Genomic DNA, 18076 nt, shown 5'->3' with positions numbered 1-18076 from the left:
TTTTAGTTTTTATTTATTTGATATATTTCTAATGGACCATCATTGTAAATGACCATTAAATACGGTTTTTTATTAAAGTGTAGAATGTGAAGATGTCGTATTGTTTTTTGTGTAAATTCTAGTCCTAGCTGATTACCTAAAGTATACTCATCTTCATTTTTAATTATTGCTCCTGAAAATGAATCAAACCGACCATGAAACGGTTTAACACCAAAATAATTACCACCAGTTAAAATCTCAATTTTACCATCTCCATCGAAATCAAAAGAAACAAAATCTAGTATCGGTGCAACCTGCAATTCGTTTTTAAATGGTATAAATGTAAAACTACCTTTTTCATTTTTTAGGTAACCAGAAGCCAAGGTGTTTACTTCTAAAATTATTGTTTTGGATAATTGATTTTTATCGAAAATTTCTTCAATAGTCTTACCAGCAAAAGAAGTGTAAGTGTTGAATTTTTTACGTAATGAAACAATTTGACTTGCTAAACCATTTAAATTTTCTAACGGATAGTAGGATCCATTTTTAGCAATAGCCGTAACAGTCTCAGTTTGACCATTATTGTCAAAGTCATTATAATATAACCGAAGTGGGTAATCGGCAGTAGCTTTCAATTTGGAGTTTAATCCCCAGTTGCCCAAAAGAAAATCAGTATCACCATCTTCATCAATATCAAAAGGATGAATAGACTGCCATAATCCAGTAATATAAGGTGTTTCTATTTCAATGAATCCACCCTTTGTGTTTTTTAAAAATTTTGGTGAAGACCATTCTCCAACGGTAATAAGATCAACTAATCCATCAGAATCGAAATCAAACCAAATGGCATCAGTAACCATATCTTCTAACTCGAAATTTTCATCAATGGAGAAATTTCCATTTCCATTTTTTAATAAATATGATTTAACCTTTTTGCCAAAACTACCGGTAATTGATTGACCACCAATAAAAACATCTAAATCTCCATCATTATCATAATCGAAAGGAGCAACGACAGATGAATTTTGGAATAATTCTGGTAAATCTTCTTTAATAAATTCCGATTCCGTTTGCGTATAATAGCTATCGTTTAATACTTTGGAATTTCCAAAGAAATCACCACCTCCAGAGCTAATTATAATGTCATTTATATTGTCACCATTAAAATCAGCAATACTAGCAGAAATATTTTCTTTAATTGAGTCTTTGAAAATATTATTTAGTTGTGAAGAAATATATAGGCTGTCATTATTGATAAATATTTGTGATGGAATGAATTTAGAACCTCCAAAAAACAAGTCTTCTTTTCCGTCATTATTTAAATCTCCTTCTGCGAAAGCGGGTCCGCGATCTGATATTTTATATGGAATTAATTTTTCTCTATTAAAATCTAAATAGCTGTCTTCATAATGAGTGAAATTTATACCAAGATTTGTGCTATCTCTCTGAAAAATCTTTTTTACTTCAGGTCTTAATCTATTATAAGCAAAGGTGTTTGTGTTTTTAATAGAAATATTTAATGTTTGATTCGTATTTACATTGTTTAATACTTGATAAGTTTTGTTAGGCCAAATAATTTTAACTGAGTCTATTTTGTTTGAATTGCCAACTCCAAAATGAACAATAGGTTCTGAGGAAGACTGAAAACCGTGGGAAGTAAAGAGTTCTCTACTTTGTAATTTAGTATTGTTGTAGATGAATACTTTAGTGCCTAGGGCAAATTTGTTTTTCTCTGAAAAATTGAATCTTAATTTTAAGTAATTCGATTTTTCATTGGTTTTGTTTTCGTAGATAGTCGCAGGAGCATTTAGATTACTTACCACTAAATCTAAATCACCATCGTTATCTAAATCACCATATGCAGAAGCTGCTGAAGCTAAGGTGTCTGTAGCCGCCCATTTTTTAGATTTGTCTGAAAAACCTAATTTACCATTTCCTTCAAATAAATAATTATAATGTGTACCCGTAGGCATCATTTTGAGGGCCTTTTTGTCGACCAGTTTAGTGTTGTTTATTTTACTTGTGATTTGTTCGTTTGAAATAAAATTGATAAAATCTAAGTCATTTGGCCTTTTAGGAATTCCGTTTGCAATGAATAAATCTTGCTCACCATCTTGATTGTAATCTCCAAATAGTGCACTCCAGCTCCAATCAGTCGCAGCTATGCCACTCATTAATGCAGTTTCTGTAAAGTGTCCGTCTGGTCTATTAATGTATAGCATGTTACGGGTGAATTGATATTGATAACCGTATTGCTCTATTCGCATTTTTTGTGTTTGCAAATTATCATCGCCCTCAGAAGATTTAAGAGGAATTTCTTCTTCAGGAAGCATGTCTAAAGAGATTAAATCAGGGAAACCGTCATTATTAATATCGGCTACATCATTACCCATAGAAAAACGACTTGTGTGCCCAAAAGAATGACGTAAACTTTCAGTAAATGTGCCGTTTTTATTATTTAAATAATAGTAGTCATCTTCATGAAAATCGTTGCCAACATAAATATCTGGATATCCATCTAAATTGAAATCCGAAATAGATAAGCCTAATCCGTAACCATTTATGCCGCCAAAAATTCCGGCTTGCTCACTAATGTCAATAAATTTTCCATTTTCGTTCTTTAAAAGCTTGTCGCCTGTCTCATAGTTTCTTTGAAATCTTAAATCTGCTTTGCCATATGAATCAGCTGTGTGTACAGCATGGTTTAATAAATACAAATCTAAATCACCATCCAAGTCAAAATCAAAAAATGCAGCTGAAGAACTATAGGTGTCAAAGTCAAGACCGAACTCAGTTGATTTTTCTGAAAATGTACCATCCTGGTTATTGATAAAAAGCTCGTTATGGCCATTAAAACCGTTAATGCCTACTACGGCACATACGTAAATGTCTAACCAGCCATCACCATTCACATCGGCCATTACTGTGCCTGTATTCCATGTACTATTACCTTTAACTTTCGCTGTTTCGGTAATATCTTCAAATTTTAAATTGCCTTTATTTAAATACAATTTATTTTCTACCTGATTACCTGAAAAATAAATATCTGGTAAATCATCATTATTTATATCACCTATTGCAACCCCGCCACCGTTATAAAAATATAAATAATCTAAAATATTAATATCATCAGATTCGGTAAGTGTGTTGGTGAAATTAACCCCAGTTTCGGAAGCAGCTGGAAGATTAAAAAGTTCTTCTTTATCAGAACAACTTGATATAAATAAACTAACACAGAAAAGAAAAATTAGTTTATTCATCTAACGCAAATATTTTAGGTTTACTTTCATTGATAGCAGTTACGATAAATCGCTTACCATTTTTGTCTTTTACCTCCGCTAAATGTTTAATTTCTTCACGAATGTAAAATCCACTTTTATTATAGTTTTGCCATTTAAAATCTAGTTTTCCATCACCTAGCAAAACATTACCATAATTAGCATCTAATCGAGAATATTGCGGTTTGAATTCGAAATTGTTACCACCCATAATTAAATCTAGATTACCATCATTATTGATGTCAATACAATCGATACTGCAAATACAAGAAAATTGAGATCTGGCAGGAAGTTTTTTAATTGTGAACTTACCATTGCCCTCATTTACTGCAATAACAGAAGCTGCAGTGTTAACCATTTTTACAATTGATTGATTAATTACTTCTTCAGAAAATAACTCTTGAATAGTACGTTTGGCATAATCAGAAGCTTTTAAGTTTTTGTTTTTAAGTGAAGTTAATTGTCCAGTAATTTCCTTTTTCTGAAGTATTGGATAATCTTCACCATCCTTGCCTAAAGTAACTATTTGTTCAATAGTACCATTATTGTCAAAATCATTAATCCATAACTTCATTACTTGCCCATTTTTTGGCATATAATGTAAGTTTTCACCTTGGTTACCTAAAACTAAATCTAAATCTCCGTCTTTATCTAAATCTGCTGCTTCTACAGTATTCCACCACCCATTTAAGCTATCAAGAGATGAATTGAACTTTTGTAATCTTCTACCTGAATTTCTATATATTTCAGGAGTGCCCCAGTCAGATACGGTAATCAAATCTTGTTTTTTATCACCGTCCATATCAGCCCAAACTGCATGAGTAATCATACCGGCATCTTTTAAATCATAAGCTTTTCGTTCTGTTGCATCTTCTAATTTTCCATCTTTGTTTTCGAGTAATAAATGATTTGGACTTAAACCATAAATACCTACAACACTTCTGGACCCAATAAATACATCAATATCACCATCTTCATCAAAGTCTTGGGTAGCAATGGTAGAAATATTTTTGAAGGTAGAAGGCAGTTTTTGACCCGAATCTGTATAGTTACCCTTACCGTCATTCAAGTACAAACGTGTTATATAATCTTTTTCATTACCAACTTCATTACCAGCACTACCAACTATAAGATCTAGATCTTTATCTCCATCAGCATCGAAAAAAGCTGCAGCTGTATCTTCAAAGTTTTTATCCTTTAGAAAAACCTGCTGGTTAGTTTTATAAAACTTGCCATTACCTTTATGTCTGTATATAGTACCTGTCTGATTTTTGGATCCTCCTATAAAAACGTCTTCATTGCCGTCATGGTCAATATCACCAACTGCCATAGCCGGACCTTCTTGAGATAATTTTTTATAGATAAGTCCTTCATAATCAAAATCATTATAGTTGTTTTCTTCATGCACAAGAAAACTGCTATTGTCTAATTCGTTTAAAAGTTTCTTTTTTAAACTTGCGCTAGGTACTTTATATAATTCAATTGCTTCTGATTGTTTGAGTGTTACTGTCTGATTGGCCTTAACCTCTTTTAATAGTTGGGTTTTGTCATTAGGCCAAATAATTCTTATGGAATCTAGAACATTGATTTTTCCTAAACCTAGGGTCATTTTGTAATCAACAGAAGATTGAAACCCTCTAGATGGCATTAATTCTTGGTTAACAATATTGTCGCCAAAATAAAATTTAGCCAATGCGCCAATGGCAAATGGGTTTTTATCAACTCCTCTAAATTGAAGTTGTATGAAATTGTTTTCTAGGTTTTTATTTGCATTATTACGATAAACAAATGACTCTGTATTTACATTATTTATCACTAAATCTAAGTCTCCATCATTGTCTAAATCTCCATAAGCAGCGCCATTAGATCTAGTTGCAAGTTCAAAACCCCACTCTTTGTTAGCGTTTTTGAATGTTAAGTCACCATTGTTTTTATATGCGTAATTGGGTTGTGGTTTTACTGGCATTTTATTGATAATTGAATCGATAGATTCTTTCTTACCTGTAAGTGCCATTTTTTGAATAATCTCATTCGCAAAAAAATCAACGAAATCTAAATCAGTTAAGTCGTGATTTATTCCATTTGTAATAAAAATATCTTTTAGGCCATCATTATCCATGTCAAAAAGTAGGCCTGCCCAACTCCAATCTGTTGCATCTACGCCACTATAATATGCTATTTCTGAAAATGAACCGTTGCCATTATTTAGTTGAAGTGTGTTTTGAATGTATTGTTGCGAGAAATCTTTACTTCGTTTTAAGTTATAGACATTATAACCTTCAAATTCCATAACCGATTTCACACGTTCTTCGGCCTCAGGTAACATATCAGTAATAAATATATCATTATGTCCGTCATTGTTAATATCTGCAATATCAATACCCATTGCGGACAAACTTAGGTGCGAAGTGTAATCTTTTATTTCTTCTTTGAATGTGCCATCTTTTTGATTAATATATAAATAGTCTCTTTCATAAAAATCATTTGACACATAAATATCTGGATATAAATCTTGATTAATATCTGTAACTAAAACACCTAATCCAAAGCCAATAAGACTTCCATAAATGCCAGATTTTTCGCTTACATCAATAAATTTTCCATTATCATTTCTGAGTAACATGTCGCCAACTCCGCGAAAAATATGTGGGACTCCCTCCCAGTCTTGAGCACGCACATCGCGTTGTTCTGCATAGCCTAAACTACTTACAGGAATATTACTGTTGTTTAAAATATACGCATCTAAATCTCCATCTTTATCATAGTCAAAAAATGATGCGTGAGTAGTAAAACCGGTTTTAGCTAAGTTATATTCTGCTGCTTTCTCAGTAAATGTAAGGTCACCATTATTAATGTAAAGATCATTGTCATGGTTGTTTCCTTTCATATTACCAGCATTACTAACGTAAATATCCAGTAAACCGTCGGCATTTATATCAACCATTACTACACCAGTAGACCACGGTTTGCTGCCTTCAATTCCAGCGGAAGCTGATATATCAATGAATTTAAAATCACCCTGATTTAGATATAGTTTATTTGCTTCTTTGTTACCTGTTAAATAAATATCGGCGAGTCCATCATTATTAATGTCACCAATGGCAACTCCACCACCGTTGTATAAGTTTCGATATTTAAAAATGTTGAAGTCTTTTTTATTTTCTACTTTGTTAATGAAATCTATACCCGTTTCATCTGAACTCATTTGGGTGAATAATGTATCATTCACTTGTAAGTTTTTTTGTTTTTTTTCTGAACAAGAAAAAGTAGTCAACAGAAGTAATAGATAAAATAAGATTTGCGTATATCTATACATTATTTTTGTTTTTTAAGGAGAATAGGCGATTTGTTATTTCGACCAACTATAAAAGATGATTCGCCAGTAATTGTAATATTATTTATGGTTCTAGTAACGCCGTCGATAGCGAGAGTTTGATGTTGCTCCCAAGAAAAATTTCCGTCATTGTTGTTTTGCAAAATTAGTCCATGACAACTATCAAGCCTACCAAGTTGCGTGCTAATTTGATAATTATTACCGGCCAGAATTAAGTCTGTGAAATTATCATTGTTAATGTCATCTAAAGCTATAGCGTTAATTTGGGAAGATTGCGCAATTCTCGGTAATGCTATTTTAGAAAAGACTCCTTTACCATCATTTAGAAATACACAACTTTGTAGTTCGTAAACATGTTTTTTATCAGATTCATGTAGGTTTTTTTTACCGAAAAGATCATCTATCGAAGCTTTTGCAAATGTGTTGTACAAGAGAAATTCTTTATTGAGAAAAGGCAATTGTTTTGCTAAATCATCTTTTGAAGCAAAGGTGGTTTCCATATCATTATGAAAGTATGTAACTAATGATTCGGTACTACCGTTATTATCGAAATCATTTCTATAAAGGGTGATTGGTTTATCTTTTGATGCTTTGAATGCAGAATTTAATCCCCAATTACCACAAATAAAATCGATGTCTCCATCATTGTCTAAATCTTTAATTTTAATTGTATTCCACCAGCCGTTAGTAAATTTAAGACCTTTATTTTCTTGTAAAATTAATTGTTCTCCGTTATTTATAAAAATGGAAATTGGCATCCAATGACCAACAACAATTAAATCTGTTTTGTTGTCACCATTTAAATCAGTGAAGACAGCATCTTTAATGTTGCCAATTTTTTCTAACCCAGGAGCAATCTGTGTTGTAGTATTCCTAAAATTTCCTTCCCCATCATTTAACAAGATATATTGCTTTGGAGTTAAACCAAATTCTGTAGGAACTTGGTCAGATGCTAAGAAAATATCAATGTCTCCATCATTGTCAATATCAATTGTTTCAATTTTGGATACATTTGTTTCAATGTTTTCAAATGTATTTTCTTTAAGTTGATATATGCCGTTAGTATTAATATAAAGCCGCGGTTTAATTGCATTTCCAGAAGTGAATTCATTGCCTCCGCTACCCACGATTAAATCTAATTGGTCATCATTATTCGCATCGAAAAATACACTTGCCGTATCTTCATTAGTACTGTTTGTTATAAATAATTCTTTTTGTGTGGAGATGAAATTTCCTTCTTTGTTTTGTAGAAATAATTCGGAAGGTTGTTTTTTTGCACCACCAATGAAAACATCATCAAGCCCATCTTTATTTATATCACCAACGGAAATACAAGGTCCATTATTTGAATTGGCAAATGGAATTAAAGGTTTACGGTCAAAATCTAAAGTTGCTTGATCTTTATGTAAAAAATCTATTAAGCTGTCATTTTTTGAATAGATATTTTGCGATAGTTCGTTTGCTACTACATTTTGGTTTTTTGCATTTTCATTAGCTACTGTAATAGATGTGTTTGTTTTTAAAGATTTAAGTATTTCTAACTTACCATCTGGCCATAGTACTTTTAAAGAATCTATAGTACTATCTAATCCTAAACCTATATGAATAGCAGGAGGGGAGGTAGATAAGTAACCTCTGGTAGGGTAGTTTTCTTTGGTTATTTTATTTTTAGAATATGAAGTTACTTTAACTCCAATTCCAAAGCGATTGTTTTTTGGACCCGTAAACTTTATGTTTAGATAGTTGCCTTCTTTCGATTTGTTTTCTAAAATAAATGCTTCTTGATTTACATTGTTTACTACAATATCTAAATCTCCATCATTGTCTAAATCGGCATGTATAGCTCCGTTACTAAAAGATGGCTCTTCTTCTAGCCAAGTTTTTGAAACATTAGAAAAACTTAAATCACCATTGTTTTTGTAAAAATAATTTGAGGTCTTCTTTTCGGGTATTTCTGTAATTAACGGTAAATCTGTTTCTGTCATTCCTGCATCAATTCTTCTTTGAATATCTTCGTTGGAAATGAAATTAAGATAATCCATATCATTAGTAGCTCCCTTTATTCCATTAGAAATGAAAAGGTCATTAAATCCGTCGTTGTCGAAATCAGCTATTAAAGGACTCCAAGACCATTCTGTTGCCGCAATACCACTTAAAAAAGCAATTTCTGAGAATTGATGACCGCCTAAATTTAGTTGTAAGGTGTTTTGCATATACTGTGGTGCATAACCTTTATTCAAATACTGATTGTATATGGAATACGAATATTCTAGTCCTGTACTTTTGTATGTTTCTAGATTTTCGGGTAGCATATCTAAAGAAAGAATATCCATAAGCCCGTCATTATTAATGTCAGCAATGTTGTTGCCCATAGAGAAATGTGATGTATGACCTATGCCATTTTCTTTCAGTGAGATTTGTTCTTTAAAACTGCCATTTTTTTGATTAATATATAAATAGTCATTTTCGAAAAAATCATTTCCTACATATATATCTGGGTAATGATCATTGTTTATATCGCTTACGGAAATGCCTAAACCATATCCTATTTCACCTTGAAAAATGCCAGCTTTTTCACTAACGTCTACAAATTTTCCATTCTGGTTTTCGAATAAAATATCTCCTGAGATTGGGTTGTAGCCTTTGCGTTTTAAACCAAAGCCATAGTTATTGTTAGGGTGAACTGAATGATTCATTAAATACATATCAAGATCACCATCTAAATCATAATCAAAAAAAGTAGCATTAGTACTTAATCCTGAAAAATCTAATCCATAACTTCTGGCTGCTTCTTTAAAAATTGGAATACCATTAGAATTATTTCCTTGATTAATATATAACAGGTTACGACCTTTAAGAGCTCTGTACTTAGAAGCTTTACAAACATAAATATCTAGGAGTCCATCGTTATTTATATCTACATGACTAATGCCTGTAGACCAAGTTTTTACTTCTGCTAAACCTGCCTTTTTTGATATTTTTTCAAATTTTAAATTTCCCTTGTTTAAGTATAACTCATCATGCACTTGATTTCCTGCAAAATATAAATCGACTAAACCATCATTATTGAAATCAGCAGCAGAAACACCAGCACCATTGTAATAATACAGGTAGTTAAGAATATTTAACTCAGCAGTTGGAGTAAGTTGATTATTGAATTTCACATTTGAAAATGCAGAATCAACCTGAACAAAAAGAGTAGTATTCTTTTTGCATGAGATAATTAAAAATACTAGAAGTATAAATACTTTAGTTGAGTTCATGTTATGGTTGAAATTATACTGTCTTTAATTCTACTTTAACAACTTAAAAATGGAGGATTAACTTTTCTAAATTAATATTTTGAAAGTTACTTTTTGCTAATAAAAGAAAGTTGTTTATAGGGTATCTAAATTTTAACATTAAAGATTATTCAGACTCTAAATAATAAAACCCACTCAATTGAGTGGGTTTTAATATTTGCTAAAAAATATATTTAGTATTCAGGATTTTGAACCAAATTAGGATTGGCCAAAATCTGTGGTAATGGTATCGGAAACAAAAGACGTTTTGGGTTTTCTATTGCAGAAGATCCTTTAAACTCCCAATCTCTCAGGTATTTTCCAAATCGAATTAAATCAGTACGTCTTACTAATTCTAAATACAGTTCTCTACCTCTTTCATCCAATAAATCGCTTTCAGAAACAGAAGCCAGTGGTTGCGCATCTCTAATAGCGCGCAATTCATTTACCATAGCTAGTGGGTCACTGCCACTTCTTAGCATAGCTTCTGCTTTCATTAAATGTGCGTCGGCATATCTAAATTGTATTTTATGTTGTGTGCCGGTTCCAAATCTAGGATTATACTTTATAATACGAACACCTGTCTGCTCATTATTATTAATAAGGTTTTTTGCCCCAGAACCGTCGGTGAAGTCTCTTTTGTATTTTAAATCAGCACCTTGTCTATCTTGTATTTTGCTACCATCTAAATCGTACTGTTGGTTAATTAAAAACCCAAAACCAATGTTAGATCCAAATTCATAACCTGATGCCGCATCTTGATCTGAAGTGCCAGCAAAAGGCAGTCCTTCTGGTGGTGTACCACCTCTTCTTTCTTCTTGACCATCTAAACGTGTTAAATCAGTTTCTACTCGATTTATTTCAGGATCTCCTTCAAATAAGTCATAGTATTCAGCCAAAGTACTGAAACCATTCCAACCACCACCTCCGGCTAGACCGAACGCGTTTACATGTAATGGTGCATATACTACATTCTGTACTGAAGATTCAGTAAACCAAATTGTTTCAGAATCTGCATCTTTCTTGAAAATATCGAAATATCCTTGTTGTAAAGCATAACCATTAGCAGTAATATCATCAACTAAACTAATTACAGTAGTTAAGTCTGCTGGATTAGCAGTACCTCCTCCTCCTGTTAATTGATTGTCATAGATATGTCTGTTCAAAAGTATTCTTGCCTTTAAAAATTTAGCAGCTGATGTGGATGGCTTAATCAAATCATCACCGGCTCCTGCAGGCGTGTTAGATAAACCAGCAATACATAAGTCTAGGTCAGCCAAAATAAAGTTGACAGCGTCAGCACCAGATAATACCTCAGGTATTTCTGTACTTGGTAATTGCGTATCTCTAAAAGGCACTTGTCCAAAGAGATCCAAAGTAATCCACATGCTATAGGCTCTTAAAAACCGTGCTTCTAAAACATCCGTTGCAGAGGCAGCACTTCTTTCGTCTATAATGAAAGATGCAGATAGTTGATTTTTAGTCCATTGCTCAAAAGGGCCAATAATATCAGCTTCTTCTAAACCCCATTCGTGCTGGTGAAGTTTTCTCCAACGACCGTTATCTCCCCAATCAGCACCCCTTGTTGGTATTAACTGTGCGTCTGTGGTTACTTCAAATAAAGCATAAGTGTTTGCTTGGTCTGAAAGGTTTCCGCGAATATCACCATAAAGTGCCTCCAAAGCGGAAGATGGATTTTCTAACCCAACAAAACCTTCCGTAATAAATGAGTCGGTTTCTTCAATTTCTAAATCGGTACACGAAACTAACCCTAAGGTTGTAAGCAGTGATAAACCGAATATTTTTAATTTATTATTTTTCATTTTTCTAACTTTTTTTTAAAACGATGCGTTGATACTAAATGTAATAGTCATTGGGTTAGGATATGCTGCCCAATCTATACCACGTGTTGGTAAGTTGGCTGCATTTAAATTACCAGTTGCAACACTAACCTCAGGATCTGCACCGCTATAATCTGTTATTAAAAATAGATTCTGTCCAGTTAATGATAATCTAAGATTGTCTAAAAAGCCTTCTCCGCTTAATGGAACAGTATAACCAAGTGAGGCGTTTTGAAATCTAATAAAATCACCTTTTTCTAAAAATCTTGAAGATACTGCTGTAGAAGCACCAGGGTCTTCACCCTCACTTAATACATTAGCTGTAACGTTACGTGCAGTTCCTAATTGACCAGCATTTAACAAGGCATTTGCAGTATTATTATATACTGAAAATCCTGATTGAGCTGAAAAGTAAGCACCTAAATCCCAGTTCTTAACTTTTAAGTTTAGCGATAATCCGGAAGTAAAATCTGGTAAACCATCTTCGTCTACCCATGTTTTGTCCGCATCAGGATCACCGACGCCGTTTCCATCTACGTCAGCATATATTGGATTTCCTGTAGCATCTAAACCTTCAAATATAGCCATGTAATAAGAGAATAATGAGTAACCTGATTCAAAGCGCTGAGCAAAAGCACCTGTTAAGCCAGGACCATTAATTGGACCGGAATTAATTGCACCTGCAAAATCTCTAATTTCGTTTTTGTTATAGGCAATATTAAACGAAGTTGTAAAAGTTACATCTTCAGTTTGAATGAAGTCATATCCTAACGCTAATTCAATACCTTGATTTACTACTGTGGCATCTACATTTGAAAATTGAAAAGGTGTAGTTGCCGGTAAAGCAGGAGGTGTTCTTAAAAGAAGATCCTTAGTATTTCTTTGATATACATCAATACTTCCATTAAAACGTTCATTGTTAAATCCAAAATCTAATCCAACATTAAAATCAGTAGTAGACTCCCATTTTAATTCAGGATTATCTGTGGCAACTATAGATAAACCATTTTGATTGATGGTATTATCGTTATTAATGCCTAAAGTACCAAATCGTTGTCTTGCAACAAAGTTACCATAACCCAATCCATCTTGATTTCCAGTGATACCTGCACTTACACGAAGTTTTAAGGTTGAAACATTTTCACCTATAAAATCCTCTTCCCCTAATTGCCATGCGAAGGCCGCTGATGGAAAATAACCGTACTGATTTTCTGGGCCAAAACGAGAAGAGCCATCCGCTCTAAGTGTACCAGTAAATAAATATTTGCTAGCAATACTATAATTTACTCTTCCAAAGAACGATTGTAACTCATCAGTATTGTCAAAAGTATCTGCTGCAACAGCTTCAACACCTCTTGGATTGTTATAAGGTATGTTATCAGTTCCTGAAGTTGGAAATAGTCTATTTATAAATAAACCATTGCCGTTAGTATCATAATAATATTGTTGGTATTCCCCTGTGGCTCCATATTCGGCGTCATTTACAGCATATTTTAAATCTTCAGCCATTTCGCTAAGCACATTCGATTGAAATCCTCTTCCTTGCGCTTTTCTTTCAATCGTTCTAAAATCTTGATATGCATAACCTGCTACAACATCTAAATTTGAATTTTCAAACTCCTTATTATAACTCATGGTGAATTCCAAGGTTTTATTTTTACGTTCTAAAGTGTTGAACGTTCCAAAACCATTATCTACAATACCAGCAAAGAATAGATTTTTACTTAAAACAGAAGTGTTATTACTGTTAGATGTATCGTAGCCTGTATTTACTTTTGCCGATAAGTTGTCGGTAATTTTATATTCTGCAGATGCATTAATAAGAAAACGATCTGTGTGTGTAATGTTTTCTGTTTGTTCCAATGAATTTAATGGGTTAATTGAAATACTTCCATCCGGTCTAAAGAACTGATCTGCTGGCCATGTAGGGTTTGCGGCATAAGCAGCTCCTAATATATCTCCACTTGCACCGGCAGTATTATTTAAAGGTGGCTTCTGTTGATTCACTCTAGAAACTGATGTTTGAAGTCCAATTAAAAGTTTATCCTCAAGAAATCTTTGATTTAAATTTAAACGACCAGTAATTCTTTCAAAATCAGATTTTTCCATTATACCTAATTGTTTTTGGTAACCAAAAGTCGTTCTAACATTACCAGAACCATAATTATGAGAATAAGAAAGGTTTTGATTTGTAGATGCAGTACTTCTTAAAACAACATCTTGCCAATCTGTATCCGAGCCAAAATTATTTACAACTGGATCACCACCGTAATCAGGTAAAGCATTTAAATACTCTTCGGTAGTTAAAAGGTCAAACTTTCTAACAGGAGTTGTGTAAGTTACATTTGAAGAGAATTCCCATTTTCCACCAGATGAACCTTTACCACTCTTCGTAGTAATAATAACAACACCGTTTGCACCACGAGAACCATAGATGGCTGTTGCAGATGCATCTTTAAGTATACTCATACTTTCAATGTCATTCGGATTTAAAAAACTTAAAGGGTTTCCTTGTTCACCACTATTAGCAGTATTACTAACAGTTCCTTGTGCGTCAGTGCTTTCTCCAAATAACGCAACGCCGTCTACAACGAATAAAGGATTGTTATTTGCACGAACAGAATTTGCACCTCTAATGTTAATGTTAATGCCACCACCTGGTTCACCGCTCGTTTGTTGAATGTTTACACCAGCAGTCTTACCTTGTATTAATTGTTCTGGGGAACTAATAACACCACCATTAAAATCTTCAGAAGTAACAGCAGAAACCGATCCTGTCGCATCTTTGACTGTAGTTGTACCATAACCAATAATGATAACCTCTTCTAGAGCTTGTGCATCTTCAGATAAGGTTGCGTTTATTGTAGTTTGAGTGCCAACAGCAATGTCAACACTTTTATAACCTATATAACTGATGGTTAATACAGCATCATCATCTGGAACGTTAATAGTGTAGTTTCCGTCAAAATCTGTTTGGGAACCTGTGCTTGTGCCTTTTACTATGACACTTGCTCCGGGCAATGGACCACTATTATCAGAGACAGTACCTGTCACTTCTTTTTGAGCCTGCAGTTGACCGAAGCACAAGAACGCTCCGATTATTAGCAAACTTCTTAATAAAACGATTTTCATAAAGAGTTGTTTTAAGTTGAGTTAAATTATTAATAAGGTTAAAATTATGTAAAATAAATGTTAAATTCGTAATTGTGCCCATTTCAGATGTTACGCAAACGGTTTCGTGTTAATAACTTCTTAAATATCATTTTTTTATTTTATACTATTTAAAATTTTCGAATTGTAAAAAATAGGGTGTGAATTATACTATTTTCGTAAATTCAGAAAATATACCTTATTAATCGCATTTTATAGTTTACTATAATTGGGTAAACAATAATGGCGGGAAAATCAGGTGTTTCCAGTGGTTTTACTATATTTATTGAATAAGTCAAAATTTGAATTTTGAAACAAAAAGTAACTTTAAAAAGTATTGCTCGTGAGTTAGATGTTTCTATATCAACAGTCTCTAAAGCACTAAAAGATAGTCCTGAAATTGGAAAAGAAACAAAAGAGAAAGTGCAAGCTTTTGCCAAACTCTACAATTACAAGCCAAATAATATGGCTATTAGTTTAAAGAATAGACGTACTAGAAATATTGGAGTGGTTATCCCCGATATTATTCATCATTTTTTCACCACTGTTATTAGAGGAATTGAACAGTATGCTAATGAGCGTGGTTACAGCGTTATTATTTGTATTTCAAATGAGTCTTATGATAAAGAAGTTTTTAATTTAGAAGCCTTGTCTAATGGCAGTGTAGATGGTTTCATAATGTCTCTATCAGCAGAAACTCAAAAAAAGAATAATTTTAAACATTTAAGCGGAATAATTAATCAAGGTTTTCCTCTTGTACTCTTTGATCGTGTGACTGATAATATTGATTGCGATAAAGTAGTCTTAAATGATTGTGAGATTTCTTATGAAGCAGTGTCAGGTTTTATTAAAGATGGCCGTAAAAATATAGCCTTGGTTACAACAGATAGTTATTTTAATGTGAGTGAAGAAAGAGGTAGAGGATATGAAATGGCACTAACTGAGAATAATATTCCTATAGATGAAAAATTAATATTAAAGTTGCATTATAAAAATCAGGATGAAAAAGTAATAGCTAATTTTTTTAAAACAAATAAAATTGATGCCGTGTTGTGTGTTAATGAATTGTTCGCAGCTATTTGTATGGGCATTGTTCAAGACGATGGTGTTAAAATTCCAGAAGACATTGCTTTTGTTGGTTTTACAGACGGTATACTTTCGAAGTACAGTAAGCCTAGTATGACAACTGTTGCACAACATGGAGATAAAATGGGAGAGGTTGCTGCTCGCCTTCTAATTAATAGGGTTGAATATGAAACTACCGATGACAGTCGTCGACCAGTTTATGAAACAGCGGTTGTAAAGGGTACAATTTTACAACGAGGATCTACCAGTAATTTGATTTCTTAAGTTTTATGTAAAATTCGGAGTGCTAATATACACCTTTCAACAAAATTATATTTTAGCTAAACACAACGGTTCAACTGAATTTTGTGTTTCACTTGAACCATTATTTTTTAAATAGAAGTTTTATTAATGTGAATCACGCGTTACTACACTACCTGATTTGCCTTTTAGAAAATCAAGATCTACACCTTTGTCAGCCTGCTCAGCATGGTCGATAAACATTTTCACAAAGCCACGATTAATTCCTAAATCTTGAGGTTTCCATTTGGCTTTACGTTCAGCTAGTACTTCATCAGAAACATGTAACGTTAATTTTCTATTGGCAACATCTAATTCAATTTCATCACCAGATTCAATTAATCCAAATGCACCACCGACTGCTGCTTCTGGTGCTACATGTAAAACTACAGTACCGAAAGCAGTACCACTCATTCTACCATCAGAAATACGAACCATATCAGTAACTCCTTTTGCTAATAATTTTTTCGGCAACCCCATATTTCCAACTTCTGGCATACCGGGGTAACCTTTAGGTCCAACATTTTTCAATACCATTACCGAGGTTTCGTCGATATCTAAATCAGGGTCGTCAACACGTTCTTTATAATCTTCAATATTTTCAAAAACGACAGCTTTTCCTTTATGTTGCATCAACTCAGGCGTTGCCGCAGATGGTTTTAAAATAGCACCATTTGGACACAAATTACCTCTTAAAACTGCGATGCCCGAGTCATCTTTTATTGGTTCTTTTGTCGTGCCAATGGTTTCACGATCATAGCATTCTATATCTTCCGTATTTTCACCAATTGTTTTACCATTTGCAGTAATGGCACTATTGTTTAAATGCTCTCTAAGCTCTTTAATTACAACGGGCAGGCCTCCTGCATAATAAAAATCTTCCATCATAAATTTACCTGAGGGCTGTAAGTTTGCTAATAATGGAATGTTAGCAGAAAATTTATCAAAGTCTTCAAGGGTTAAGTCAACACCAACACGTCCGGCTAGTGCTAACAGATGTACTACAAAATTAGTAGAGCCACCAACCGCTGCATTTACCATAATGGCATTTTCAAACGCTTCGCGAGTCATAATTTTAGATAGTGTTAAATCTTCCTTTACCATATCAACAATACGTCTGCCTGATAAATGTGCGAGTACCTTTCTTCTAGAATCTGATGCAGGTATTGCAGCATTATGGGGTAATGTAACTCCAAGTGCTTCAACCATACAGGCCATAGTGCTAGCTGTACCCATTACTGCACAATGTCCATCACTTCTACACATCATGGCTTCAGCAAGTCGAAATTCATCGTTATCCATTTTCCCATTCCGATTGGCTTCACTAAATCGCCATATATCGGATGTTGCAATTTTTTTTCCTTTATAATTTCCGGTTAACATTGATCCCCCTGAAACAAAAATGCTAGGAATATCTACACTGCAAGCACCCATTAAAATTGAGGGTGTTGTTTTATCGCATCCACCTAAAAGCACAACGCCATCTAAAGGATTGCCACGTATACTTTCTTCGGCATCCATACTTGCTAAATTTCTAAAAAGCATGGCCGTTGGTTTCATAATTGTTTCTCCCAAAGACATAACAGGAAATTCTAATGGAAAACCACCAGCTTCCCAAACCCCACGTTTTACGTGATCCGCCAACTCTCTAAGATGACCATTACAAGGTGTTAATTCTGACCAGGTATTGCAAATACCAATTACTGGTTTGTTGGAAAACTCATCGTCAGGATGACCTTGGTTTTTCATCCAGGCGCGATATATAAATCCGTCTTTACCAGTTTTTCCAAACCAACCTTGACTGCGAAGTTCTTTCTTATCACTCATATGTAAAATACATTTTTCTTA

General features: G+C 33.5%; 7 protein-coding genes. 1 reads left to right on the top strand and 6 read right to left on the bottom strand.

The features are described 5' to 3' along the window. Positions 1-2: 2 nt before the first annotated feature. The 5 genes from UH7x_RS05120 to UH7x_RS05100 form a co-directional block, all read right to left on the bottom strand. Positions 3-3239 carry a VCBS repeat-containing protein gene (locus UH7x_RS05120; RefSeq protein ID WP_482362647.1) on the bottom strand — a complete coding sequence of 1079 codons (3237 nt, stop codon included), beginning with the start codon at positions 3237-3239 and terminating at the stop codon, positions 3-5. Beyond that, a complete protein-coding gene (locus UH7x_RS05115; protein WP_482362646.1) occupies positions 3232-6573 on the bottom strand; it encodes a VCBS repeat-containing protein in 3342 nt (1113 codons plus the stop codon). Before UH7x_RS05115 ends, UH7x_RS05120 begins: the two co-directional genes overlap by 8 nt. Beyond that, positions 6573-9854 (bottom strand): VCBS repeat-containing protein, encoded by a 3282-nt coding sequence (locus UH7x_RS05110; RefSeq protein WP_482362645.1) that lies wholly within the window; start codon positions 9852-9854, stop codon positions 6573-6575. The genes UH7x_RS05115 and UH7x_RS05110 overlap by 1 nt, the downstream gene beginning before the upstream one ends. A 212-nt stretch (positions 9855-10066) precedes the next feature. Then, positions 10067-11695 carry a RagB/SusD family nutrient uptake outer membrane protein gene (locus UH7x_RS05105; protein WP_482362644.1) on the bottom strand — a complete coding sequence of 543 codons (1629 nt, stop codon included), beginning with the start codon at positions 11693-11695 and terminating at the stop codon, positions 10067-10069. A 15-nt stretch (positions 11696-11710) separates the two neighbouring features. After that, positions 11711-14845: a SusC/RagA family TonB-linked outer membrane protein gene (locus tag UH7x_RS05100; protein WP_482362643.1), complete on the bottom strand. Its 3135-nt coding sequence runs from the start codon at positions 14843-14845 to the stop codon at positions 11711-11713. Positions 14846-15172: 327 nt separating this feature from the next. Between UH7x_RS05100 and UH7x_RS05095 the strand changes: the two genes are divergently transcribed. After that, positions 15173-16213 carry a LacI family DNA-binding transcriptional regulator gene (locus UH7x_RS05095; protein WP_482362642.1) on the top strand — a complete coding sequence of 347 codons (1041 nt, stop codon included), beginning with the start codon at positions 15173-15175 and terminating at the stop codon, positions 16211-16213. Between the two features lie 123 nt (positions 16214-16336). On the opposite strand, the gene UH7x_RS05090 is transcribed toward UH7x_RS05095, so the two are convergent. After that, complete coding sequence (locus UH7x_RS05090) at positions 16337-18055, bottom strand: IlvD/Edd family dehydratase (RefSeq protein ID WP_482362641.1); 1719 nt, start codon at positions 18053-18055, stop codon at positions 16337-16339. Positions 18056-18076: the final 21 nt, after the last annotated feature.

The sequence above is a fragment of the Aurantibacter sp. UH7 genome (assembly GCF_056839165.1).
This window is presented reverse-complemented; position numbering and strand designations above follow the sequence as displayed.